This is a genomic window from Mesobacillus maritimus (assembly GCF_023715205.1).
In the GTDB taxonomy this organism is placed as follows: Bacteria; Bacillota; Bacilli; order Bacillales; family Cytobacillaceae; genus Mesobacillus_B; species Mesobacillus_B maritimus_C.
In genome coordinates this window covers 88,167-107,008 of the sequence record NZ_JAMBNR010000018.1, presented here as the reverse complement: position 1 = coordinate 107,008, position 18,842 = coordinate 88,167, and the positions used below count along the sequence as shown (strand labels likewise).

Annotated in this window: 19 protein-coding genes, 24 tRNA genes, 2 rRNA genes and 1 riboswitch; of the genes, 35 read left to right on the top strand and 10 right to left on the bottom strand. The window is 43.6% G+C overall.

Annotated elements, in window-relative coordinates:
• From M3182_RS21780 to M3182_RS21655, 26 genes are all read left to right on the top strand, one after another.
• Nucleotides 1-125: ribosomal RNA gene (locus M3182_RS21780) — 23S ribosomal RNA — on the top strand; the annotation flags it as partial.
• A gap of 127 nt (nucleotides 126-252) precedes the next feature.
• A 5S ribosomal RNA gene (rrf, locus tag M3182_RS21775) occupies nucleotides 253-368 on the top strand.
• A 55-nt stretch (nucleotides 369-423) separates the two neighbouring features.
• A tRNA-Glu gene (locus M3182_RS21770) sits at nucleotides 424-498 on the top strand.
• 36 nt (nucleotides 499-534) lie between these two features.
• Nucleotides 535-610, top strand: a tRNA-Val gene (locus M3182_RS21765).
• A 28-nt stretch (nucleotides 611-638) separates the two neighbouring features.
• Nucleotides 639-714, top strand: a tRNA-Thr gene (locus M3182_RS21760).
• Nucleotides 715-722: 8 nt separating this feature from the next.
• Nucleotides 723-798 (top strand) — tRNA-Lys (locus M3182_RS21755).
• A gap of 138 nt (nucleotides 799-936) precedes the next feature.
• Nucleotides 937-1,021, top strand: a tRNA-Leu gene (locus M3182_RS21750).
• A 94-nt stretch (nucleotides 1,022-1,115) separates the two neighbouring features.
• A tRNA-Gly gene (locus M3182_RS21745) sits at nucleotides 1,116-1,187 on the top strand.
• A gap of 11 nt (nucleotides 1,188-1,198) precedes the next feature.
• Nucleotides 1,199-1,287: transfer RNA gene (locus M3182_RS21740), tRNA-Leu, on the top strand.
• Nucleotides 1,288-1,341: 54 nt separating this feature from the next.
• Nucleotides 1,342-1,418: transfer RNA gene (locus M3182_RS21735), tRNA-Arg, on the top strand.
• A 7-nt stretch (nucleotides 1,419-1,425) separates the two neighbouring features.
• Nucleotides 1,426-1,499: transfer RNA gene (locus tag M3182_RS21730), tRNA-Pro, on the top strand.
• Between the two features lie 25 nt (nucleotides 1,500-1,524).
• Nucleotides 1,525-1,597: transfer RNA gene (locus M3182_RS21725), tRNA-Ala, on the top strand.
• A gap of 18 nt (nucleotides 1,598-1,615) precedes the next feature.
• Nucleotides 1,616-1,689, top strand: a tRNA-Met gene (locus M3182_RS21720).
• Between the two features lie 10 nt (nucleotides 1,690-1,699).
• Nucleotides 1,700-1,792: transfer RNA gene (locus M3182_RS21715), tRNA-Ser, on the top strand.
• Between the two features lie 161 nt (nucleotides 1,793-1,953).
• Nucleotides 1,954-2,030, top strand: a tRNA-Met gene (locus M3182_RS21710).
• 19 nt (nucleotides 2,031-2,049) lie between these two features.
• Nucleotides 2,050-2,126, top strand: a tRNA-Asp gene (locus M3182_RS21705).
• Nucleotides 2,127-2,180: 54 nt separating this feature from the next.
• A tRNA-Phe gene (locus tag M3182_RS21700) sits at nucleotides 2,181-2,256 on the top strand.
• Between the two features lie 7 nt (nucleotides 2,257-2,263).
• Nucleotides 2,264-2,348: transfer RNA gene (locus M3182_RS21695), tRNA-Tyr, on the top strand.
• Nucleotides 2,349-2,378: 30 nt separating this feature from the next.
• Nucleotides 2,379-2,454, top strand: a tRNA-His gene (locus M3182_RS21690).
• A 6-nt stretch (nucleotides 2,455-2,460) separates the two neighbouring features.
• A tRNA-Gln gene (locus tag M3182_RS21685) sits at nucleotides 2,461-2,535 on the top strand.
• Nucleotides 2,536-2,542: 7 nt separating this feature from the next.
• Nucleotides 2,543-2,617, top strand: a tRNA-Cys gene (locus M3182_RS21680).
• 73 nt (nucleotides 2,618-2,690) lie between these two features.
• Nucleotides 2,691-2,764: transfer RNA gene (locus M3182_RS21675), tRNA-Gly, on the top strand.
• A 9-nt stretch (nucleotides 2,765-2,773) separates the two neighbouring features.
• A tRNA-Ile gene (locus M3182_RS21670) sits at nucleotides 2,774-2,850 on the top strand.
• 19 nt (nucleotides 2,851-2,869) lie between these two features.
• Nucleotides 2,870-2,944: transfer RNA gene (locus M3182_RS21665), tRNA-Asn, on the top strand.
• A 14-nt stretch (nucleotides 2,945-2,958) separates the two neighbouring features.
• A tRNA-Ser gene (locus M3182_RS21660) sits at nucleotides 2,959-3,049 on the top strand.
• Nucleotides 3,050-3,058: 9 nt separating this feature from the next.
• A tRNA-Arg gene (locus M3182_RS21655) sits at nucleotides 3,059-3,132 on the top strand.
• A 146-nt stretch (nucleotides 3,133-3,278) separates the two neighbouring features.
• Here the strand turns inward: M3182_RS21655 and M3182_RS21650 are convergent.
• The 8 genes from M3182_RS21650 to M3182_RS21615 all read right to left on the bottom strand — a co-directional run bounded on the left by M3182_RS21650 (nucleotide 3,279) and on the right by M3182_RS21615 (nucleotide 7,323).
• Nucleotides 3,279-3,422, bottom strand: a complete 144-nt coding sequence (locus M3182_RS21650) for a YvrJ family protein (RefSeq protein WP_251437344.1) — start codon at nucleotides 3,420-3,422, stop codon at nucleotides 3,279-3,281.
• A gap of 75 nt (nucleotides 3,423-3,497) precedes the next feature.
• Entirely contained in the window at nucleotides 3,498-3,713 is a 216-nt protein-coding gene (locus tag M3182_RS21645; protein WP_251437346.1) for a DUF2922 domain-containing protein, read from the bottom strand.
• 38 nt (nucleotides 3,714-3,751) lie between these two features.
• The gene (locus tag M3182_RS21640; RefSeq protein WP_251560046.1) at nucleotides 3,752-3,967 is read right to left on the bottom strand and encodes a DUF1659 domain-containing protein; all 216 of its coding nucleotides are present in this window, start codon (nucleotides 3,965-3,967) and stop codon (nucleotides 3,752-3,754) included.
• Between the two features lie 188 nt (nucleotides 3,968-4,155).
• The gene (locus M3182_RS21635) at nucleotides 4,156-4,665 is read right to left on the bottom strand and encodes a sigma-70 family RNA polymerase sigma factor (protein ID WP_251437349.1); all 510 of its coding nucleotides are present in this window, start codon (nucleotides 4,663-4,665) and stop codon (nucleotides 4,156-4,158) included.
• A 309-nt stretch (nucleotides 4,666-4,974) separates the two neighbouring features.
• Nucleotides 4,975-5,097, bottom strand: a complete 123-nt coding sequence (locus M3182_RS21630; protein WP_251437359.1) for a YjcZ family sporulation protein — start codon at nucleotides 5,095-5,097, stop codon at nucleotides 4,975-4,977.
• A 28-nt stretch (nucleotides 5,098-5,125) separates the two neighbouring features.
• Nucleotides 5,126-5,221, bottom strand: coding sequence for a YjcZ family sporulation protein (locus M3182_RS21625; protein ID WP_251437369.1), 96 nt, complete (start codon nucleotides 5,219-5,221; stop codon nucleotides 5,126-5,128).
• 449 nt (nucleotides 5,222-5,670) lie between these two features.
• Nucleotides 5,671-6,732 carry a hypothetical protein gene (locus tag M3182_RS21620; protein WP_251560038.1) on the bottom strand — a complete coding sequence of 354 codons (1,062 nt, stop codon included), beginning with the start codon at nucleotides 6,730-6,732 and terminating at the stop codon, nucleotides 5,671-5,673.
• Nucleotides 6,733-6,849: 117 nt separating this feature from the next.
• Complete coding sequence (locus M3182_RS21615; protein ID WP_251437373.1) at nucleotides 6,850-7,323, bottom strand: Hsp20/alpha crystallin family protein; 474 nt, start codon at nucleotides 7,321-7,323, stop codon at nucleotides 6,850-6,852.
• A 219-nt stretch (nucleotides 7,324-7,542) separates the two neighbouring features.
• Here M3182_RS21615 and M3182_RS21610 point away from each other — a divergent pair, with 219 nt between their 5' ends.
• The 5 genes from M3182_RS21610 to M3182_RS21590 all read left to right on the top strand — a co-directional run bounded on the left by M3182_RS21610 (nucleotide 7,543) and on the right by M3182_RS21590 (nucleotide 11,042).
• Nucleotides 7,543-7,782 (top strand): hypothetical protein, encoded by a 240-nt coding sequence (locus tag M3182_RS21610; protein WP_251437375.1) that lies wholly within the window; start codon nucleotides 7,543-7,545, stop codon nucleotides 7,780-7,782.
• A gap of 153 nt (nucleotides 7,783-7,935) precedes the next feature.
• Nucleotides 7,936-8,187, top strand: a complete 252-nt coding sequence (locus M3182_RS21605) for a hypothetical protein (RefSeq protein WP_251560036.1) — start codon at nucleotides 7,936-7,938, stop codon at nucleotides 8,185-8,187.
• A gap of 11 nt (nucleotides 8,188-8,198) precedes the next feature.
• On the top strand, nucleotides 8,199-8,432 hold the full coding sequence (locus M3182_RS21600) for a spore germination protein (RefSeq protein ID WP_251437387.1): 234 nt from the start codon (nucleotides 8,199-8,201) through the stop codon (nucleotides 8,430-8,432).
• 60 nt (nucleotides 8,433-8,492) lie between these two features.
• The gene (locus M3182_RS21595; protein ID WP_251437389.1) at nucleotides 8,493-8,729 is read left to right on the top strand and encodes a hypothetical protein; all 237 of its coding nucleotides are present in this window, start codon (nucleotides 8,493-8,495) and stop codon (nucleotides 8,727-8,729) included.
• 345 nt (nucleotides 8,730-9,074) lie between these two features.
• Nucleotides 9,075-11,042, top strand: coding sequence for a sigma-54-dependent Fis family transcriptional regulator (locus M3182_RS21590; protein WP_251560035.1), 1,968 nt, complete (start codon nucleotides 9,075-9,077; stop codon nucleotides 11,040-11,042).
• 303 nt (nucleotides 11,043-11,345) lie between these two features.
• Here the strand turns inward: M3182_RS21590 and M3182_RS21585 are convergent, their stop codons facing one another.
• Nucleotides 11,346-12,269 (bottom strand): 5'-methylthioadenosine/S-adenosylhomocysteine nucleosidase, encoded by a 924-nt coding sequence (locus M3182_RS21585; RefSeq protein WP_251560033.1) that lies wholly within the window; start codon nucleotides 12,267-12,269, stop codon nucleotides 11,346-11,348.
• 161 nt (nucleotides 12,270-12,430) lie between these two features.
• Nucleotides 12,431-12,534, bottom strand: a riboswitch (purine riboswitch).
• Nucleotides 12,535-12,997: 463 nt separating this feature from the next.
• Between M3182_RS21585 and lpdA the strand changes: the two genes are divergently transcribed.
• The 4 genes from lpdA (at nucleotide 12,998) to M3182_RS21565 (ending at nucleotide 17,904) form a co-directional block, all read left to right on the top strand.
• Nucleotides 12,998-14,350, top strand: coding sequence for a dihydrolipoyl dehydrogenase (gene lpdA / locus M3182_RS21580; protein WP_251560031.1), 1,353 nt, complete (start codon nucleotides 12,998-13,000; stop codon nucleotides 14,348-14,350).
• A gap of 257 nt (nucleotides 14,351-14,607) precedes the next feature.
• Nucleotides 14,608-15,555 carry a thiamine pyrophosphate-dependent dehydrogenase E1 component subunit alpha gene (locus tag M3182_RS21575; RefSeq protein WP_251560029.1) on the top strand — a complete coding sequence of 316 codons (948 nt, stop codon included), beginning with the start codon at nucleotides 14,608-14,610 and terminating at the stop codon, nucleotides 15,553-15,555.
• An 18-nt stretch (nucleotides 15,556-15,573) separates the two neighbouring features.
• A complete protein-coding gene (locus M3182_RS21570; protein ID WP_251437397.1) occupies nucleotides 15,574-16,632 on the top strand; it encodes an alpha-ketoacid dehydrogenase subunit beta in 1,059 nt (352 codons plus the stop codon).
• A 12-nt stretch (nucleotides 16,633-16,644) separates the two neighbouring features.
• Nucleotides 16,645-17,904: a dihydrolipoamide acetyltransferase family protein gene (locus M3182_RS21565; protein ID WP_251560027.1), complete on the top strand. Its 1,260-nt coding sequence runs from the start codon at nucleotides 16,645-16,647 to the stop codon at nucleotides 17,902-17,904.
• Nucleotides 17,905-18,121: 217 nt separating this feature from the next.
• Here the strand turns inward: M3182_RS21565 and M3182_RS21560 are convergent, their stop codons facing one another.
• Nucleotides 18,122-18,832 carry a GntR family transcriptional regulator gene (locus M3182_RS21560; protein ID WP_251560025.1) on the bottom strand — a complete coding sequence of 237 codons (711 nt, stop codon included), beginning with the start codon at nucleotides 18,830-18,832 and terminating at the stop codon, nucleotides 18,122-18,124.
• Between the last annotated feature and the right edge of the window lie 10 nt (nucleotides 18,833-18,842).

The following is an 18,842-nucleotide window of genomic DNA, read 5'->3' as shown; positions in this document are numbered from 1 at the left end:
GATGAGATTTCCTTTTAGCATTAGCTAAGTAAGATCCCTGAAAGATGATCAGGTTGATAGGTCAGAGGTGGAAGCGCGGTGACGTGTGGAGCTGACTGATACTAATCGATCGAGGACTTAACCAAAATAGTTATTTCGCTAACGCGAAAAAACTTAGATACTCAGTATTTACTTTACTTCTTACAAACATTATCTAGTTTTGAGGGAACAAAGACTTTTGCGAAAGTAAAAGATCTATCCTTAATTAAATAGTCTGGTGACGATGGCGAGAAGGTCACACCCGTTCCCATGCCGAACACGGTAGTTAAGCTTCTCAGCGCCGATGGTAGTTGGGGGATTCCCCCTGTGAGAGTAGGACGTCGCCAGGCATTACCCCTTACGGGGTATTTATTTTGGATTATCTCATTGGTAAATATTTCAATTGGCCCGTTGGTCAAGCGGTTAAGACACCGCCCTTTCACGGCGGTAACACGGGTTCGAATCCCGTACGGGTCACCAAAGTTTTTTCGCACTAGCGAAAATAACTCATAATGTGGAGGATTAGCTCAGCTGGGAGAGCATCTGCCTTACAAGCAGAGGGTCGGCGGTTCGAGCCCGTCATCCTCCACCATAATTTTTTCACAAAGTGAAAAAATATTGCCGGCCTAGCTCAATTGGTAGAGCAACTGACTTGTAATCAGTAGGTTGGGGGTTCAAGTCCTCTGGCCGGCACCACTTATTTTGAGCCATTAGCTCAGTTGGTAGAGCATCTGACTTTTAATCAGAGGGTCGAAGGTTCGAGTCCTTCATGGCTCACCAAAGTTTTTTCGCGGTAGCGAAAATAACTTACCACTTTTTTCACGATAGTGAAAATAATCATCCATTAATTCGCGATAGCGAAAATAACTTACCACTATTTTTCGATAGCAAAAATAACTTTCCATTGATTGTTATTATGCGGGTGTGGCGGAATTGGCAGACGCACTAGACTTAGGATCTAGCGCCGCAAGGCGTGGGGGTTCGACTCCCTTCACCCGCACCAAGATTTTTTCACGTTAGTGAAAATAATCTTCCTATAAATTGCGATAGCAAAAATAATCATCCTTCATTGTAATATAAAAGAATTAATCCTATATGCGGAAGTAGTTCAGTGGTAGAATACAACCTTGCCAAGGTTGGGGTCGCGGGTTCGAATCCCGTCTTCCGCTCTTTGTTCTAAGCCGGGGTGGCGGAACTGGCAGACGCACAGGACTTAAAATCCTGCGGTAGGTGACTACCGTACCGGTTCGATTCCGGTCCTCGGCACCATCATTTTTTTCACTTAAGCGAAAAAAATATAGAGTGTTTTCCAAATAGATTTATGCGCCCGTAGCTCAATTGGATAGAGCGTTTGACTACGGATCAAAAGGTTAGGGGTTCGACTCCTCTCGGGCGCGCCATTTCTTACGGGAAGTAGCTCAGCTTGGTAGAGCACTTGGTTTGGGACCAAGGGGTCGTAGGTTCGAATCCTGTCTTCCCGATATCTGTAAGAATTCCTTTTATGATGGGGCCTTAGCTCAGCTGGGAGAGCGCCTGCTTTGCACGCAGGAGGTCAGCGGTTCGATCCCGCTAGGCTCCACTTTTCAATATTTAAAATGGCGGTGTAGCTCAGCTGGCTAGAGCGTACGGTTCATACCCGTAAGGTCGGGGGTTCGATCCCCTCCGCCGCTATATATTTAATGGAGGAATACCCAAGTCTGGCTGAAGGGATCGGTCTTGAAAACCGACAGGCGGGTTAAACCGCGCGGGGGTTCGAATCCCTCTTCCTCCGCCATTAAATTTTAATACGATTATCGCGGGGTGGAGCAACGAGCGTTACTTCATTGAAACAACTGCGAGTTGTACCGGTCGAGCTTCTACTTGATTTAGCTTTCTGAGACCGGGACAGTTAGTGCTAACATAGAGCATGATCAAATCTATGTAAAATAATATTATCGCGGGGTGGAGCAGTTCGGTAGCTCGTCGGGCTCATAACCCGAAGGTCGCAGGTTCAAATCCTGCCCCCGCAACCAAATTTTTTAAACTATATATGGTCCGGTAGTTCAGTTGGTTAGAATGCCTGCCTGTCACGCAGGAGGTCGCGGGTTCGAGTCCCGTCCGGACCGCCATCATAATAAAACTTCAGCATGGTTTTTTTGCTGTTGATATAGATTATGCTGTGTGGCTCAGTAGCTCAGTCGGTAGAGCAATGGACTGAAAATCCATGTGTCGGCGGTTCGATTCCGTCCTGAGCCACCATTTTTATGGAGGGGTAGCGAAGTGGCTAAACGCGGCGGACTGTAAATCCGCTCCCTCAGGGTTCGGCGGTTCGAATCCGTCCCCCTCCACCATTTTTATTTTTAATCGTTAGTGCCATTATGGCGGTCGTGGCGAAGTGGTTAACGCATCGGATTGTGGCTCCGACACTCGTGGGTTCGATTCCCATCGATCGCCCCATAATATTGGGCTATAGCCAAGCGGTAAGGCACCGGACTTTGACTCCGTCATGCGCAGGTTCGAATCCTGCTAGCCCAGCCATTTTTTAGGCAGCATAGCCAAGTGGTAAGGCCAAGGTCTGCAAAACCTTTATTCACCGGTTCGAATCCGGTTGCTGCCTCCACTCATTTGTAGGACTTTGTTGCGGAATGAATGGTTTGTCAGTATGTTAACTTTTAAGTCATATCTTATAAAATGCGGGTGTAGTTTACTGGTAAAACCTCAGCCTTCCAAGCTGATGTAGTGGGTTCGATTCCCATCACCCGCTCCATTTTAAAATGGGCCTATAGCTCAGCTGGTTAGAGCGCACGCCTGATAAGCGTGAGGTCGGTGGTTCGAGTCCACTTAGGCCCACCATATATAGAATATTCTTTGTTCCGCAGTAGCTCAGTGGTAGAGCATTCGGCTGTTAACCGAACGGTCGTAGGTTCGAATCCTACCTGCGGAGCCATTTTTTTGTTTTCTGGGGAAGTACTCAAGAGGCTGAAGAGGCGCCCCTGCTAAGGGTGTAGGTCGGGCAACCGGCGCGAGGGTTCAAATCCCTCCTTCTCCGCCAGGAACTTTTGCGCCTTTAGCTCAGCAGGATAGAGCAACGGCCTTCTAAGCCGTGTGTCAGAGGTTCGAATCCTCTAAGGCGCGTTTGAACCATTACGTTTACCATAACAAAAAGGGAAGTCATCTTTTCTCAATTAAGAGAAAAAGAATGGCTTCCTTTTTTGTACGGGCGCAAGAGTCACAGCGACCCCCCGAATTTTCTTGTTTCACAAGCAAAATGTTCCATGAGTTTAGGCTCGGTCCTTCATTCGCTCGGGTAGGTCTTGGATGGATTGGACGACATTGTCGAGCTTAGCTTCAATTCGATATAGCAAGTACAATGTGACGACAATCGGAAAGCCTACTTCACTGATTAGGGGGATGAGCTCATCCATTTTTCTTTCCTCCTTTTGGGGTTCTTTTATTTAGAGAAAGGCCGGTTCCTGTGTAGAGGAACCGGCCTTTGCTGATTACACAATTTCGTATTCGGTGACATTTCGTTCTACGACGCGTGCACGGTCAACTGCGATTAAAGTGCCATTGGAATAGAAAGCATTTGATGCAATGATGGTTTCCATCGCAAGCTTAACAGCTGCTGGGTCAACCGGCTCAATTGGGTTGTCAACCGTGATTTTTGTCGTTTTCCCAAGGTCTGTAACGAACTGGAGTTCAAGGACTTTTGCCAAAAGAATCACCTCCTTTCTACTTTAAAGCTGGATAAAGATTAAAATACGTCGTGGTTGTCGGTACGCTCGATGGATGACAATACATGGGCACATAATCCACTAAGTGCAACTGCCGCCTGATGAAGTTGATCTGGTGTCACACTCATACGGATGGATGAATATGATTTTCCTTTAAAAATCGGTTCGCCTTTTTCGTCCAATCCTGTTTCATACATGAGGGTAAGGCGGGTATTCTTGATTACTTGTTGGGCCATGTTGCTCACCTCCTTTCACCTTCTATATAGAAGGAAAGGAGAAAAAAGGACAGGGTAGATCGTACTTTTTTCAAAGAAAGAACTGAAATTGCTTTTCTAGAGAAAGGTCAACTCAGCTACCCCTAAAGGCAGAACTCATAAGCCAGTGTTGTTTGTTTAAGGCTATTGCGGGTTTAAACGGTTAGTTGTTAGTCTATTAACTCACTTAAGCAAAGCAGGGGGTCTTTGCGGAGCTTTTCGAGTGCTCCCACTCGCCAGCCTTTGACAGTCGATACGCTAACGTTTTCGATTGCAGCAATCTCTTTGTTTTTTAGACCATGATGGCTGTAGTACAAAACCCACTTCGTTTGATTCTCGGTTAGCTTGTGATTCTGGCATAACGCGAGAATGGTATCCTCCTCATATAAAGGTGGGGTGTTTGTTGCTTCAAATGGTTCAAAAACTTCATCAGTGGCATAAAAATAGTGCTCGGTGTCTTTGGTCTCTTTGGTTAACTCTTGCATGAGTGACCCTCTGATGTAGGCATATGCGAATGCAGAGAAGCTTCCTTTCGCTGGATTAAAGCGTTGGTGAGCCTGCCAAAGAGCGATGAGGCCAACCTGAAAGAATTCATCTCTATTCTTATAAATCGATAACTTGCGCATGATGTGGTGAATCATCGGGGTAAAGGTTGTTTGCAATTCTTCAAAGCTTTCCATGTGGTTGTGGTTCCTTTCGGAAAGCGCGCTTTTTTGTTATATTCCCGGGTACCTTTAAAATACCGGGAAACTAGGCTGGCAGCGAACGAGGGAAAATCAGCTTTAAAGCGAAAATAGGGGGGGAGGTTTTTTTAGGGAGCTCATAATGACAAGTTGAGGCTGAAAATGCAAATTTGAGCAGGGATCCTGGTAATTTTTTAGAAATTCATTTGTTGTGACACCCCGGGTGGTGGTGGGACAAGGGACCTGTCCCTCTGTCTCATTCAAAAAGGGTGCCGGTTAATCCCGACACCCTTTCCTTATTTTTGGTTAGCGATAACAAACGGCACCAATGATAATCAAGAGGATAAACAACACGACAATTAGTGCAAATCCTCCTGCAAAGCCGCCACCGTAGCCATAGCCGCCATATCCACAACCTCCAAAGCCCATTGACAACTCTCCTAACTGAATTTTATGATTAGTAACCCCACCAAGATGCTCCAATGATGATCAGTAGAATAAATAATACGACTAACAAGGCAAAGCCGCCACCGTAGCCTACTCCTCCGCTCATAAATATCACCTCCATCACATTTAACATAGTATGCTAGATGACGATTAGGTGAATGGTTAGAATCATAATTTTTTTCAATTTCTCATAAATTTATCCCTCACCCCGCGAAGGAATGCCTTTTGACAACGCTTTTTTCGTAAAGGGTGTTGTTAAAAAATGAAAACCGATTTAACGAGAAATAAGCTTTTCTCTGCAATACTACTTAGTTTGTAAGCTCTTTTCTCACCTTGTAAACGATCTTTGGGCCCCATGAAAACATACTTCCGCAGAAACACTAGGGTGTCTGTCCACTCCTGATTTTTACCAAGAACTTGTGATTAAAATGAGTGGAGGGAAGAACGATGTCAATTGGTTATGATCAAGGGCAGCACCACGCCCAGTTTAGGAGGGGAAACACCGAAGAATACAATGGCCTTTTACACCTCGATTTAGGGACAAGGGCGGAGGGATTAGGCCTGTCCTTCCGCACCTTCGTCTTCCTCATCCTCAATAAAAATCTCTGTATATGGAGTGTTTTTCTCAGAAGGGCCCGAATCTACATCTGAGGAGGACTCTTCATCGAAAAAATCCTCTGAGTGACTTGTACCCGGTTGGTCCTTTTTCATATCCGCTTTCATATCCTTCATTTTTTCCATATCCTCTTTTACTTGATCGGTCACTTCTTTTGGGACGGCTCCTTTTCCATATGTCGCTCCGATATTTAACTCCCCACTCAAACTCTTAATTCCAAGCTGAGCAAAGTTATTGTTTTGCTCATATTTTTCTAAATAGAGCTTATCCACATAGATCGTTTGTAAAATTGGTTCTTCCTGCTTTATTGATTCTATCGTTTCGTCGGTGGAGTCCGGATCATTATGATTTTGTTGGAGCAGGTCGTCTAACCGTTTTAGCAGATCGGTCTGCACTTCATTGATTAATAATAAATTACGCTCTAACAATTGTACCCTCATGTCAATCTGCTGATAAAAGTCTTCCTTCTCCGCCCTTTCTTCATTTGGATGTTCACCTGTTGAAAAATCTTCAGATTCTATGTTGGGGGAAGCTACGGGGGGACTGAATCGATTTTCATGTAGGCCCGAAATCTGATGTTCTAAAATGTGAATTTTTTCAACCAACTGCTTTTCCCGTTCAAGATCAACCGCTCTTTTTTCTAAAATCAGTTGTTCGATAAACTGGATCATCCGTTCATCCAATTCCTGCGCAGGAGGGGTGACGGTAGTCTGATCATCGCGCTGTAGACCATCTTCCAATTGGGACACTCTTTGCCCCAGTTCGGTTATTTTGTTGTTGAGCATCTTAATCTTATGGGCAGTTTCGACGTTAGAATCCTTTTCTTTCGGCTTTCCTCGCTGTTGGGTTCTTTTTTCCTCACTGTTGTTTTGATACATCGTGTTTCGAACCTTTTTCTCAAACTCCAATAAGGATCTCATTTGAACTTCAAGCGAATTGATTCGTAAAATGTGCTTTTCCCATTCCGCTCGGTTTTTCTTTTGAGCTTTTTGATTGAACATTTTTTATCGACATCCTGTCTGCCAGATTAAATCAAATGGTCCCTTCATAAAACTTACTTAATAATTCCCGGTCCTTGATTAGACTTCTTCAATCATTTCTGAGTTCCTCAAAGACGATTACTCAATGTTTACCTGCTCTTCTTTCAAAAACTGCCGTTGGTAGGAAACATATAAAAGCCCATTCGTAAATTTAGCTCGAATCTGATCAGGAAACGTAGGCTCCGGGAGCTGGATTACCCGTTCAAAGGGGCCGTGATATCGTTCTTGTTGGATCACCTCTCCGGCCATCAGTTGGTGATTGTTTCCTTTGATTAAAAGCTTCGTTCCGGATACAGATAAGTGAATATGTTCCTTTACGTAGCCAGCTAAATCGAATAGGACTAAAATTTCTCCATCTGTGACGATAATATCGGTTGGAGGAAAATTTTTTCGTTTCTCTGATTTTCTAGCGGTATCACTCGACTGATTTGGATCAAATTGAGTTTTCATCCACTCATCAAAGGAGGATTGATCAAAGATCCCATCCCAAAAATCCCCGGTTTGGTATTTCTTTGCTAAATCCATCCATTGTGAGAACTTGTTCATATCCATGGTGGATCGTCCCCCTTGTCGTCTCGGTACATGTCTTCATCTATAACTAATCATATTTATGATTAAAAAAATCATTCATATAAAATGCTGGCAACATGGGAAGGTTCAAACCGTTTCCGTCTTGTCCAGGTTCTGAGAAATCATATTTCTTTGTTATCAGTCATATAGTGAAATAGTCTCGGAACAGGTAAAACTCCAACGAGGAAAGGGTCGTGATTTATGTTCTTTCTCCCAACCAACATAAATATTGCCGATATCAAACTTAATAATCTGGATCATGGTAGTTCGCTGTCTCTTAGTTCTACACTGAAACAAAATAGGAATGTAGCCGCAAAGAAAAATCAAGCTTTTGGTCAGCAATTCGGGGATGAGTGTTTAAGAATCTACACAAAAGGCACTACTTTCGATGATGACGTCGAGGATGCAAACGCGCAGAAGGGGATTGGTAAGCCTTTTTAAGATGGCTAGTTTCGTAAAGTTTGTTGTTAAAATCGTAAGGTTCATTTTAACGGAAAAGCAGCTATTTCTAGTTAGCAGGCTTTTTTCTCATTACTGATCGCAAGCAACCTTGTTTGGGTAAAAGCCTAAGTAATAAAAATGAGGAGGAAGTGAATGGTTGGTCCTGTTCCATATATTAATATCAATATCAATATCATAAAGGTGAATTCATTTGAGAATGCATCTGCGATCAATGTCGGTCAAAACCTTTTAGCAGAGTGGCATAATTCAGATAAAAAAAATCAGGGTCTCGGCCAAAATATGGGGGATGGAACCAATTTTATGGGGACGAGAAGCGCTGTCGATGACCGCGACCAAATTGATTCCAATTCTTCTTTTGAGACAGCGAATCTTCCTCGGCCATAAGGAGAGAGCATATGTCATTTGCACCGGTATCACTAAATATTTTAGGAATAAAGATCAATGCGGTTGACCATGCAGGGGTAGTCAATCTCGGCCCAAGTCAACATTTGGATCAATTTGTTTCCTATAAGCGGAATCAAGGGATAGGTGAACAAAACGGGGACCGTTCCCCCACGATCCTGTCGACTTCCTGGGTCAATGACCCGGATGTGTCAGATAGTAATGCCGTTAAAACAAGTCTCTTATAGCGCAAATGAAGGGTATGGTTGGCGAACAGTGCGAATGAACAAAAAGACAGGGGGATATACATGTTTTTTGTTTCACCAGTGGTAATCAATGCTCTTGGAATCAAGGTGAACACAGTTGATAATGGTGCCGTTGCCAATATGGGAACACTGCAAATCATTGACCAACTCGTCACCTATAAGCGAAACCAAGCCTTTGGCGAACTAAACGGGGATCTCTCCCCAGTAGCCGTTCCAGCCGCAACCGTCATTGACCCAGATGTGAGCGAGAGCAACTCCGTCAAAAACAGCGTCGTATAGTGGCGGGGGTGGTTTCCTTCTATGTCCCTGCTGCTTGTGGTGGGCTAAAGGAACCTTATCTAAGAGGGAAGCGGTGTCGGTAAAACTAGATCGTTCAGAGTTAGCCGGAATCTGCCAGAAAGTACAATAAGATACCATCTCTAAAAGGGGCAGGCATGTGCACTGTCCTTTTCGTCGTGGAAGGATTTCGGTTTCCCCACGAAGCAAGAATCCGCCGTCCTTAGTAGTCTTCATTAGGGAGGTCTGAGCAACAAAACCTGTCCCCGTGTCCCCCAAGCACCCAGTCTGACTGTATTTGTGTTATAATATTCTCATAATTTCCTATTTTAATAATGGAGGAATTGCATGGAGAATTCACTGACGCGAGAGATCGTTTTGGCGGAAGATTATAACGCTTCTGTTCATCAAGTCTGGAAGCGTTATCAAGAGCTCGGGCAATATACGGGGAGTGGAATTCGTGAGAGTATTATTGATTCATGGGAGGATTCTAAAAAACTTGGAGTCTGTCCTTTTCAAAATCGAAATCATGAGGTTATCCATGGGAATGACCTGGAAGAACGGCTGGAACGAAATGAGGAGTTGCTTTCGTTTGTAAAGCCTCAAATCAACCATTTAGCACCATTTTTTAATGAAACGAAAACGATGATTTCCATTGCTGATCGTCAAGGAACCGTTTTACAATCTTCTGGGGAACGGAATGTGCTAAAAAAGGCAGAGAAAATTCAAATTTATGATGGGGGCATTTGGACAGAGAAATCAGCGGGGACAAATGCAGTGGGGCTTGCTCTGAAAACGAAGCAATACGCCCAAGTGTTGTATTCCGAGCATTTCTGTGAGAAAAACCATGACTGGTTTTGTGCCGCATTTCCCATTCTATACCCTTATACGAATGAATTACTAGGCGTCATTAATATTGCCGGCGCCAATCATCAACTGAATCCAAACACCATACAGTACATCTTCTCAGAAGCAAATCAAATTTCGAAAACCATCCAACAATATTTTTCTAAACAAGCTTTACATAATCATTTATTTTTAAACACAGCGCTGGAAGGGATCACAGATGAAGTCTTAATCATCGATCGTGGAAAAAACGTTGTGGGAAAAAATCATGCCGCAAAGTCCCATCCAACCTTTAGTAAACTTGATACCACAGCAACAATCCCAACTTTAAACCACTTTGTTGAAAAAGTCCTACAAACAGGACAACCGATCATAAGGGAAGAAGCGAAGGTCGATCAGCAAAAACAAACATTTATTTTCTCAATTTATCCCGTCACTTACCAATCCAATCCACTTGGAGCGGTTGTATTTTTTAGAAAAAACACCGAACTCCCTGCTTTATCAAAGAAAACAACGAAATCGTCTCGACTAACGAAATCAAAAACAACACGCTATAGTTTTGATGATATGATCGGTTCTTCAAGCGAATTTGGCGCTGTTGTCAAGAAAGCGCAGAAAGCAGCGCGGATTGATTCGACTCTGTTTCTCTGCGGGGAAACCGGGACAGGGAAAGAAGTCTTTGCTCAATCGATTCATCAAGCAAGCGATAGGTGCCAACACCCATTTATCGCAATTAACTGTGGAGCGGTTCCGCACGGATTGCTTGAAAGTGAATTATTCGGCTATGAACCAGGCGCGTTTACCGGTGCGAAATCAAAAGGTCAACCTGGGAAATTTGAAATGGCACAGGGGGGAACCATTTTTCTTGATGAAATTGCCGATATGCCGTTAGAGTTGCAAGTTCATCTTCTTCGCATTCTCGAAGAACGGGTTGTGACCAGACTAGGCAGCGAAAAGACGATTCCACTAGATGTTCGTGTCATTGCCGCCACCCATAAAAATTTGGCGCAACTCGTTGATAAAGGTGAGTTTCGCGAGGACCTCATGTACCGCCTTCAGGTGATTCAATTAGAAATCCCGGCATTGCGTGAACGAAGCAGCGATGTTCCGGAACTGGTCCATCATTTTCTGCAAGAAATGGGCGGTGAGTTTGGGAAACAAGAGATCTTCGTTCAGGAAAAAGCAATGCAGTGCCTTACACAATATCCTTGGCCTGGAAATATTCGCGAACTCCGGAATGTAATTCAGCAGGCTCTTTTTAATATGGAGGGAAATGAGCTTTCATCTTCCGACCTTCCCTTGGAAGTTATTAACCACTCAGGAAAGGGTGAAAAGGAAAGGCTAATCGAAGCGCTCAGCCAAGAAAAAGGAAATGTCACAAGCGCAGCGAAGCGATTGAAGATTTCACGAGCGACGATGTATCGGAAAATGAACCAGTATCATCTGAAGTCGGAAGATTGGAAGGGGTAAACATCGGGATTTCCATGTATGTGCTCTGTACAGGATAAAGGTTGAGTGCCTTGAATTTATAATCAAGGCTGTTTTCGTAAAATTTGTTGTTAAAATCCTAAAGCCGATTTTAACGCGAAATAAGCTTTTCTCTACGTACTACTTAGTTTGGAAGCTCTTTTCTCATCTTATAATAAATCTTTGGAATAGAATCATAGCAAAATGATTCTTTATTTCCTTTAAAAAACAACAATCTCTGAGAAAAGAGCTATAAACAAAAAAGACGAACAAACCGGATGTCGATTTGTTCGTCTTTCGATTGTTTTACTTTTCGTTCGTTAACGTAGAAATATATTCTTTCACCACTTCATACACATAGCCTTGGTTCGCTGCTGCTGTATTTGGATTGTATTCCCCGTCATTTGTTTTGTTATTAGAGAGTACACGAATGCCAAGGAATGGTACCTCATAAGCGCCCGCGATTTGGGCAGCGGATGCCGCTTCCATTTCTTCTACACTTGTGCCAAAGTTGGTGTGGAACCAGTTGATGCGATCAACTTCGTTGTTCCAGAAATCGGCGGAACCAATTGTTCCTTCCACAACTTTCCCTTTTGTATAAGTGTCTTTCACTGCTTTGGCAGCTGCTAGTAAGTTTTCATCGCCTTCGAAATAACGAGCTTTCTCCGCATTTGGATCTTCGCCAGCGCTTCCTTCAGAAGCCATTAAATCCATCGGAATCCATTCGGTAGGAACAATTCCTTCGCCTTCTTCTTTAGTAGGTGTTTTTAATGCCCCGATATTTACGGTTCTTTCTCCTAAAACGATATCAAACACATTGAGACTTGGGTCGTGTCCGCCAGATGTTCCTTGGTTGATGATCGCGATTGGATCATACTTTTCAATTGCAAGCATCGTAGCGGCTGCTGTATTTTCCATTCCTTTTCCAGTTTTCGCTACAATTACTGGATAATCTTCAAGCGTTCCAATCCAAAACACAAAGTTTCCGGATGTTTCTTCTGTTACGTTTTCTAGTTTTTCAACAAGCTTTTCGCCTTCGATTGGCATTGGAGCTTGAATTAGAATTGGTTTCTGTGATTTTTCCTCTGTTGTTTGCTGTGTCTCATCTGTTGTAGCTTCTTCTGTTCCTTCAGACGCGGAAGAAGAACTGCACCCTACGACCGCAAATAATAGTAGTCCGATAATCAATAGAGTAAAAGATGATTTTCTTTTTAAAAATGTTTCTCTCATTCTGATCTCCTCCTGCTGTTTAGGTTTCTCTATTTTCTCAATATAAAAAGGTCCGGAAAATGTAGAATGTTTCTACCTTCCAGACCTACGAAGTCAAAGTATAAGCATAATTAAGCATCGGAAATATGCTAAATCATCCCGGGATGCTAGTTGCTCACTACCATCTTTATACTTCAACTCGTAGTCTAGTTCTTTCAATGGGAACCAGGTAGAAACACTCAGACCATATTACTGAGAATATACGAGTCATGATATGAAGAATGAATACGTTGTTACTATAACAAAGATAGAAACGGGAATCAACCCAAATATCGAACGTTATTTTAAAGATACAATAAAATTGTTCGTGTTTTTAGTAAAAAAGTCCCCGTTTTTCAGAAGGTAACTTATCTTTTTAAGGGAAATAGCCTTTTTTAGTGTTTAAAATGGTTCCCAAGCCTCAATTAATAAAATTCCCGCTATCACAACCATTCAATCTATTAAACTAGCCATCTGTTTTGAAAAGCAAGTTAACTCTATTTACCGTTATCTCACTTGAGACACTTGAGACACATGAGACAATCTGCGTCTCAATGAGACAGTTTGCCAAAGAGAAGGGATGTAAATGGGAGGAGCCAAGTGTTGAATTAACTGGATTTCTATTTTTTAAAAAAGTTGGCACGCTTCTTGCATCTTAAATCAGTGTAATCAACTTTCACTTTAAGACGAAAGCAAGGTGATGAAACCAAATGAAGGAATTTGACCTCATTGTCATTGGAGCAGGACCAGGGGGATATGTTCCCGCGATTCGTGCTGCCCAACTGGGTAAAAAGGTGGCCATTGTCGAACGGAAGAAGCTCGGTGGAACTTGCTTGAACGTCGGCTGCGTTCCTTCCAAAGCTCTTTTGAAACATAGTGAGCTTGTGGAAGAAATTCAAAAAGCCAACTCTTGGGGCATTCATACCGGCGAAGTTTCTATTGATTTTCAAAAATTAATGAAGCGAAAAGATCAAGTGGTCCGGACTTTGGCCGGCGGTGTGGAACATCTTTTAAACAAGAACAACATCGAGATTTTCCAAGGTGAGGCGTCGGTCACAGGTGATTTAATTGTCACTGTTGGCGCCGAAACACTACGGGGAAAGGACCTTTTGTTGGCAACAGGGAGCAGACCATTTATCCCGCCGATTAAAGGCTTGCACCAAGTTAACTATTTAACAACTGATACATTCTTTGATTTGAAAGAATTGCCGAAACAGTTGGTCATCATCGGCGGCGGAGTGATTTCCGTAGAGCTCGCCTTTGCGATGGCTCCACTGGGGACCAACGTTACCATCATCGAAGTGGCTCCTGACATTCTCTTAACCGAGGATGAGGATGCGCGCAAAGTAATTAAAAAGCATTTGAAGAAGAAAAAAATCAAGGCCATCACACTAGCGGAGATTCAGGAAGTGACAGACGGAAAAGTTCTGTTAACCGATCAAGAGATATCTTTTGATACCCTGCTCGTTGCGACAGGCAGACAGCCAAACCTTGAAGTGGCGACTGATTTGAATCTGAAACTAGATAGTGCGAACAAGTTTGTAGAAGTGAATGAGTTTTATGAAACAAGCAAAAAGCATGTATATGCCGTTGGGGATTTAATCGGTGGCTATCAGTTGGCACATGCGGCGAGTGCGGAAGGTCTCGTTGCGGTTCATAGGATGAATGGAGAAACGCCGCAACCGCTGAATCAAACAGAAATTCCACGCTGCGTCTATACCCATCCAGAAATTGCTTCGTTCGGACTGAGCGAAGACCAAGCGAGAAAAAGCTATGCTGATGTCCAAGTTACCGTCACGCCGCTAGCTGGAAATGCAAAAGCGATTGCCGAGGGAGAAACGGATGGCTTTGTGAAAATCATTTCGGACCAGCGCTACCAGGAAATTCTCGGCGCAGTGATTGTCGGGGCGAAAGCGACAGAGCTGATCGGCGAAATTTTAGCTGTGAAGCATGCGGAAGGTACAATGAGTGAGCTCGCAAGCCTTGTTCATGCCCATCCAGCGATATCCGAAGCAATCGGTGAAAATGCAAATGCTTTATATAAACAAGCGATCCATGCGTAGGTCACAAGTTTTACGGAGACAGGTTGTTGAAGTTTCCCACCATCTGCTTTTTTATAAAAGAAATGCCCTGTCAGAAAGCAAGATTGGTTTTATAAAAACGGCAAATACCTGAAATAGGCAGACTTCTAAGTTAGTGTCCACCCAGAAACCCAATCTGATTTTATATCAGCATGTGTTCTACCAGAAAGCGAATCTGCTTTTATAAATAAGTAGCTTACTAGAAAGCCAATCCAATTTTATCAAGGGAGGAATTATCAATGGAAAAGAAAGAAGTCCTTTGGATTTATCAGAAGATGAATGAAATCCGCTTTTTCGAAGAAGAAGTTCACCGTACGTTTGGAAAGGGATTGATTCCAGGGTTTGTTCACTTGTATGCCGGTGAAGAAGCGGTGGCGACAGGGGTTATGGCTTTGTTAGACGATGAAGATTATATTACCAGTACGCACCGTGGTCATGGTCATGCGATTGCAAAAGGCTGTGATATTCGAGGCATGATGGCGGAAATCATGGGCAAAAAGGATGGCCTTGGCGGTGGAAAAGGCGGCTCGATGCACGTGGCCGACGTGGAAAAAGGCATGCTTGGGGCCAATGGAATTGTTGGCGGTGGCTTCGGTTTAGCGGCAGGGGCAGCGCTTAGTATCAAAACATTAGGACGCGACAATGTTGCGGTTTGTTTCTTCGGTGATGGTGCTTCGAACGAAGGCACTTTCCATGAAGGCTTGAACCTTGCGTCAATTTTAAACTTGCCGGTTATTTTTGTATGTGAAAACAACCAATTTGGAGAAGGAACGCCGTTCAGATACGCGAGTGCTTCTGAAACGGTTGCGGAGCGAGCATCTGCTTATAATATGCCTGGCGTTCGTGTCGATGGAATGGATGTTGAAGCCGTTTATAACGCTACCAAAGAAGCGATTGTGAGAGCAAAAGCGGGGCAAGGTCCAACCTTAATTGAATGTGATACGTACCGGATGTTTGGCCACTTTGAAGGCGATGAACAAAAATACAAAACCGATCAAGATCCAAACCGTGATCGCGACCCGATTGTCGAACTTCGTGCAAAAGCGATTCAAAAAGGCTGGATGACGGAAACAGAAGCAAATGACATTGAAACAGCGGCAAAAGCAACGATTAAAGACGCTGTCGAGTTTGCGGAGGCAAGTCCATTACCAGACTTATCATCTTTATATACCGATATTTTTGCATAAGAATAGGAGGAATGAAAAATGACCAAAAGAGAAGTAACCTTTATGACTGCTATTACCGAAGCAATGGCACAAGCGATGCGAAAAGATGAAACCGTTATTTTAATCGGAACCGATGTAGCTGGAGGAGCAGAAGTCGACCATTTAGTCAAAGACGATGGCCGCTACGATGATGCTTTTGGTGGAGTTTTCGGATTATCAAAAGGATTGGTGACCGAGTTCGGGCGCGGACGCGTGATTGATACTCCAATTGCGGAGCATGGTTATTTTGGCGCAGCTGTTGGGGCAGCGGCGACAGGCTTACGCCCAATTTCGGAATTGATGTTTAATGATTTCATCGGGTTTGCGCTCGATCCAATTTTAAACCAAGGCGCAAAAATGCGTTATATGTTTGGCGGCAAAGCGAAAATTCCACTAACTGTTCGCACGGTCCACGGCGCAGGCGCAGGAGCTGCGGCACAGCATTCGCAAACATTATATGGATGGTTCGGCTCGATTCCAGGCGTGAAAGTGGTCGTTCCATCGAACCCATATGATGCCAAAGGTTTGATGTTGGCGGCGATTGAAGATGATAACTTGGTTGTTTTCTCTGAAGATAAAATGCTTTATGGCATGAAAGGGGATGTGCCAGAAGAATATTACACCATTGAAATTGGCAAAGCGAATGTTGTTCGTGAAGGAACGGACTTGACGATTGTTGCGATTGGGAAAATGGTTCAAGTGGCACAACAAACAGCGGAAACTTTACAGAAAGACGACATTTCCGTTGAAGTGATTGATTTAAGAACGGTTGCGCCATGGGATCAAGAAACAGTATTGAATTCAGTGAAGAAAACGGGTCGTTTGATCGTGATCGATGAATCGAATCCGCATAACAACACGGCAACCGATATTGCTTCTGTTGTCGCTGATAAAGCGTTTGATTATTTGGATGGTCCAATTAAAACCGTGTGCGCACCAAATACACCGGTGCCATTTGCGCACAATTTAGAGCAAGCGTATATTCCGGATGTGAAAAAAGTGTTAACCGTGGCAGAAGAATTAATTATTGATTTGCAGAAAAAAGCAGTTAGAGTTTAGGGGGTGAACTAGATGAGTGAAGTCATTGTAATGCCGAAGTTGGGAATGACCATGACAGAAGGAACGATTGTGGAGTGGCATAAAGAAGTCGGGGAACCAGTAAGTGAAGGCGAACCGGTTTTAACGATTAGCTCGGAAAAATTAACGCAAGAAGTCGAAGCGCCTGTTTCGGGAATTTTGCTCGTGAAAAATGCCGAAGTAGATGAGCAGTTAGAAGTTGGCGCGGCGATTGCGGTGATTGGGGAAGAAGGGGGAGCCGTTCAAGAAGTCGCGGCTGCGGCATCGGTAGCCGTTGTTGACAAGGTCGAAGCTGACACAGCTGTTGCGGCGCCGGCTCCTGTGCGAGAGGCCGCAACAAAGGTGCAAGGTGAACGTATTTTTATCACCCCATTGGCGAGAAAAATGGCGAAAGAACATCAACTAGATATTGCTTTAATTGAAGGAACAGGTGGAAACGGTCGGATTACGAAGCATGATATCGAGCGGGCATTGCAAGAGGGGACGGCGGCGAAAGCGGCAGTCGAAACAAAAGTTGAGGCTGCGCCGGCACACGTTTCTGTTTCACCAGTTAACGATGAAACCATTGGTGCTGGGCTTAATCCGATGCGAAAAGCGATTGCGCGGAACATGCGGAGAAGCTTAGGGCAAACCGCTCAATTGACGATCCATCGCAAGGTGAATGCCAATGCCTTAATCGACTTCCAAAACAGTTTGAAAAAGCAAGTTGCGGCGGCTGATTTAGACGTTAAGCTGACGATCACAGTTTTGGTCGCAAGAGCGGCTGTGCTCGCTTTACAAGAGATGAAACAAGTGAATTCTCACTATGTGGACGGCATGTTAACGGAATTTGATGAAGTGCATCTCGGGATTGCGACTGCTTTAGATGATGGCTTGGTCGTCCCTGTGGTCAAGAATGCGCATCAGAAAACGATTGGCACGCTTGCCAAAGAAATCAAAGACGTATCTGTAAAAGCAAGAAACGGCGAAGCAAGCGGCGACTTGCTGACAGGCTCCACATTCACGATTACCAACCTCGGTGCAAGTGGCATCGAATACTTTACGCCAATTTTAAACACACCAGAAACAGGCATTTTGGGCGTAGGTTCATTCCAAGACGAATTGGCTTTGGATGAAGAAGGCCAAGTGAAAATGATCAAGAAAATTCCATTCAGCCTTACGTTCGATCACCAAATCGTCGACGGCGCCACTGCAGCAGAGTTTCTTAACAAGCTGAGCAAGTATATCGAAACGCCTTATTTATTGGTGCTTTAAAAACTTTAGGTGATAGAGGATTGGTAGAGCGCACTTTTTGGGGAAAACACTTTTAGAGGATCGCATTGCTGCAATCCTCTTTTTTCTGTTATGAGAAATCTAGGTGTATCTATACCCAACTCGTTTTTATTCGTCATACACGGTGGCAACCCTACAAATCTCCTATTCAATGGAATACCAATAGGGTGCTCGCATGAAGCTTATGGCCTTCCTTTTACTAGAATAACTGACCATTCGCTTGGATAAAGAACTGCGATTGTTCATAGTTATACGAGACTTTAGAAAAGTCAAAAGGCTGACCATTTGTTAAGTGGAAAATAGATTCCACATAAAGCTTTGGTGCCCCTGTTTTCAGTTGCAAAAACCCAGCTTCTTCCTCGGTTAGCGTCCCAACATGTAAGTAAATATCTGAAAATCCAACCTTTAACCCTAACGCATCGCTAATATAGTTAAAAATCGAATCTTTGACGATTTCATGATTTAAGTAGGGAATAAGTGATTTATTGTAAAAGGATTCTTCGAGACAGAGCGTTTTCCCGTTCATAAACCGAACTCTTTTTACATAATAAACATCCTCTTCAAGGTTCATATTCAAATTGAGGGCAACCTCTTCTGTTGGCTTTTTTACCTCTAATTCAATGATTTCAGATGTTAAATCAAATTCCTCAAGGTCCCTGGCAAAGCCTTGGTTTGATAGCAGACTGATGTAGCCTTTTCGTTTATGGCGTCGAACGAAAATGCCACTTCCTCTTACTTGAAAAATAACCCCTTTTCTTTCCAATAAGTCCAAAGCCTTCGTAATCGTGCTTTTGCTTACCTGAAATTGAGCTATTAACGTTTCTAAAACGGGCAATTTTGTTCCTTGTTGAAGTGCATGATCTTCAATATATTTTTCAATGTCATTGGCAATTTGCTGATATTTTAACATGCTCATTCCT

What these genes read in the sequence shown, in the direction of transcription:
- M3182_RS21650 (WP_251437344.1), bottom strand. Translation starts at nt 3,422, where the DNA reads ATGGATGAGCTCATCCCCCTAATCAGTGAAGTAGGCTTTCCGATTGTC.
- M3182_RS21595 (WP_251437389.1), top strand. Translation starts at nt 8,493, where the DNA reads ATGTTTTTTGTTTCACCAGTGGTAATCAATGCTCTTGGAATCAAGGTG.
- M3182_RS21620 (WP_251560038.1), bottom strand. Translation starts at nt 6,732, where the DNA reads ATGTTCAATCAAAAAGCTCAAAAGAAAAACCGAGCGGAATGGGAAAAG.
- M3182_RS21615 (WP_251437373.1), bottom strand. Translation starts at nt 7,323, where the DNA reads ATGGATATGAACAAGTTCTCACAATGGATGGATTTAGCAAAGAAATAC.
- M3182_RS21600 (WP_251437387.1), top strand. Translation starts at nt 8,199, where the DNA reads ATGTCATTTGCACCGGTATCACTAAATATTTTAGGAATAAAGATCAAT.
- M3182_RS21565 (WP_251560027.1), top strand. Translation starts at nt 16,645, where the DNA reads ATGAGTGAAGTCATTGTAATGCCGAAGTTGGGAATGACCATGACAGAA.
- M3182_RS21625 (WP_251437369.1), bottom strand. Translation starts at nt 5,221, where the DNA reads ATGAGCGGAGGAGTAGGCTACGGTGGCGGCTTTGCCTTGTTAGTCGTA.
- M3182_RS21630 (WP_251437359.1), bottom strand. Translation starts at nt 5,097, where the DNA reads ATGGGCTTTGGAGGTTGTGGATATGGCGGCTATGGCTACGGTGGCGGC.
- M3182_RS21590 (WP_251560035.1), top strand. Translation starts at nt 9,075, where the DNA reads ATGGAGAATTCACTGACGCGAGAGATCGTTTTGGCGGAAGATTATAAC.
- M3182_RS21575 (WP_251560029.1), top strand. Translation starts at nt 14,608, where the DNA reads ATGGAAAAGAAAGAAGTCCTTTGGATTTATCAGAAGATGAATGAAATC.
- M3182_RS21570 (WP_251437397.1), top strand. Translation starts at nt 15,574, where the DNA reads ATGACCAAAAGAGAAGTAACCTTTATGACTGCTATTACCGAAGCAATG.
- lpdA (WP_251560031.1), top strand. Translation starts at nt 12,998, where the DNA reads ATGAAGGAATTTGACCTCATTGTCATTGGAGCAGGACCAGGGGGATAT.
- M3182_RS21605 (WP_251560036.1), top strand. Translation starts at nt 7,936, where the DNA reads ATGGTTGGTCCTGTTCCATATATTAATATCAATATCAATATCATAAAG.
- M3182_RS21635 (WP_251437349.1), bottom strand. Translation starts at nt 4,665, where the DNA reads ATGGAAAGCTTTGAAGAATTGCAAACAACCTTTACCCCGATGATTCAC.
- M3182_RS21560 (WP_251560025.1), bottom strand. Translation starts at nt 18,832, where the DNA reads ATGTTAAAATATCAGCAAATTGCCAATGACATTGAAAAATATATTGAA.
- M3182_RS21640 (WP_251560046.1), bottom strand. Translation starts at nt 3,967, where the DNA reads ATGGCCCAACAAGTAATCAAGAATACCCGCCTTACCCTCATGTATGAA.
- M3182_RS21610 (WP_251437375.1), top strand. Translation starts at nt 7,543, where the DNA reads ATGTTCTTTCTCCCAACCAACATAAATATTGCCGATATCAAACTTAAT.
- M3182_RS21585 (WP_251560033.1), bottom strand. Translation starts at nt 12,269, where the DNA reads ATGAGAGAAACATTTTTAAAAAGAAAATCATCTTTTACTCTATTGATT.